The following is a 2,381-nucleotide window of genomic DNA, read 5'->3' as shown; positions in this document are numbered from 1 at the left end:
GCGTCGGGGGCGTACGGGGCGTGAGGGGTCGTCAACTCAGTGCTCCCTGACCAGTTCGGCGTACGGCCCGCCGGCCGCGACCAGGTCCTCGTGGCGGCCGCGCTCCACGACCGCGCCCCGGTCGAGCACCACGATCTCGTCGCTGTCGCGCACCGTGCTCAGGCGGTGGGCGATCACCACGCAGGCGCAGCCGCGCCGCCGCAGGTTGTCGATGATGGTCTGCTCGGTCACCGCGTCCAGCGCGCTGGTCACCTCGTCCAGGACCAGGACGCTGGGGCGGCGCACCAGTGCCCGGGCGATCTCCAGCCGCTGGCGCTGGCCGCCGGAGAGGTTGCGGCCGCCCTGCTCGACCCGGCTGTGGATGCCGCCGGGGCGGCGGGCGACCACGTCGTGGACGGCGGCGTCCTTCAGGGCCGCGACCACGGCCTCGTCCGGGATGGAGGGATCCCACAGCGCGACGTTGTCCCGGACGGTGCCCTCGAAGAGGAAGACCTCCTGGTCGACGAAGGACACCGACGCCGCCAGCGCGCCGCGCGGGATGTCCTCCAGCCGCATCCCGTCGATGCGGACGGTCCCCTCCCAGGGGGTGTGCAGGCCCGAGATCAGCCGGGAGACGGTGGACTTGCCGCTGCCGGAGCCGCCGACGAGCGCGACCTGCCGGCCGGGGCCGACCGTGAGCGAGAAACCCTTCAGCAGCGGCGGGTCCAGAGGGCTGTAGCCGAAGGTGATGCCCTCCAGCTCCACATGGCCCGTCAGGCGCCGGGTGCTGGGGACGGGCTCGCGCCGCGTGTAGAGCGGGTCGACGGGGAAGTTCTCCACGTCCCGCAGGCGGGCGACGTCGGCCGCGAAGTCCTGGATCCGCCCCGCCACCCCGTTGAGGCGGGTGATCGGCGCGGTGAAGCTGGTCATCAGGGTCTGGAAGGCGACGAGCAGACCGACCGTCAGATGCCCCTCGACCGCCCGCAGCCCGCCGATCATCAGGATCAGCGCGCTGTTGAGCGTGGCCAGCGCGGGCGCGGCGACCGCCAGCCACGCGCTTGGCACGCCCAGCCGCTGCTGCACGTCGAGGGTGGCCGCGTGCTGACCGGCCCAGCGGCGGAAGAAACCCTGCTCACCGCCGGTGGCCTTCATGGTCTCGATGAGCTGGAGGCCGCTGTAGGAGGTGTTGGTCAGCCGGGCGAGGTCGGCGCGCAGCTTCTGGGTGCCGGTGGAGCGCAGACGGAGCACGACGCGCATGGCCACCACGTTGAGCAGTGCCACGCCGACCCCGACGACGGTCAGCTGCGGGTCGTAGGTCCACAGCAGCACCGCGTAGAGCACGACCACCACGGCGTCCACGCCGGCGGCGGCCAGGTCGCGGGCGAGGGTCTCGGCGACCGTGTCGTTGGACTGCAGCCGCTGGACGAGGTCGGCCGGGTTCCGCTGGGTGAAGAAGGAGACCGGCAGGCGCAGCAGGTGCCGGAAGAAGCGGGCACTGGCCAGGGTGGAGGAGATGATGTGCCCGCGCAGCAGATTGGCCTGCTGGATCCCGGTGAGGACGGCGGTGAGCACCAGGGCGGCCGCCATCGACGCGAAGAGCACGCCCAGCAGCGAGGACTGCCCCCCGATGAGGAACATGTCGATGTAGGTACGGCTCAGCGCGGGCACCGTCGCGCCGACGGCCACCAGCAGCAGGCTGGCGAGCACGGCCGCCAGCAGGGTGCCGCGGGTGCCGCGCAGCCGGGCGGGCATGGCGCCCAGGACGCCGGGCCTGCGGCCGCCGCCGCGGAAGCCCGCGTCGGGCTCGAAGGTGAGGACGACGCCGGTGAAGCTGGTGTCGAACTCCTCCAGGGGGACGAACCGCCGCCCCTTGCCGGGGTCGTTGACGTACACGCCGCGGCGGCCCAGACGGCGGCCCATGCCGTCGTAGACGACGTAGTGGTTGAACTCCCAGAAGAGGATGGCCGGTCCGCGCAGTTCGGCGAGCGCCGCGAGGTCCATCTGCATGCCCTTGGCCCGCAGCCCGTAGCCGCGGGCTGCCTTGAGGATGTTTCCGGCGCGGGAACCGTCGCGGGAGACACCGCAGGCGATGCGCAGCTCCTCCAGGGGGACGAAGCGGCCGTGGTGGCCGAGCACCATGGCCAGCGCGGCGGCGCCGCACTCGACCGCCTCCATCTGGAGCACGGTGGGGGTGCGTACGGCCCTGGGGGTCCTGCCGCGCACGGCCGCCCCCGGTGCGGCGGCCCGGCCGCGCGGGGCGCGGCGGGAGCCGCCCCTGCCGCGGGCGTTGCCGTTGCCACGGCGGTGGCCACGGCGGTGGCCGGAGGGTGGGAGCCGGTCGGGCTGCCGTGCCGCCGGTGCGGGTTCGTGCGGGGGCGGTGCGGATTCCTGCGGGGCCCGGG

The 2,381-nt window shown here is 73.9% G+C and carries 1 protein-coding gene; it reads right to left on the bottom strand.

Going from position 1 to position 2,381, the window contains the following annotated elements:
• Positions 1–36: 36 nt before the first annotated feature.
• Positions 37–2,381: NHLP family bacteriocin export ABC transporter peptidase/permease/ATPase subunit (locus L7D48_RS28185; protein ID WP_374494108.1), on the bottom strand; the 2,345-nt coding region annotated here is incomplete at its 5' end.

Origin of the sequence: Streptomyces sp. ICN903, assembly GCF_022015835.1 — a bacterium.
Lineage (GTDB): Bacteria > Actinomycetota > Actinomycetes > Streptomycetales > Streptomycetaceae > Streptomyces > Streptomyces fenghuangensis.
Note: the sequence above shows the minus strand (reverse complement) of the source record. Positions and strands in the feature narration are given on the sequence as shown.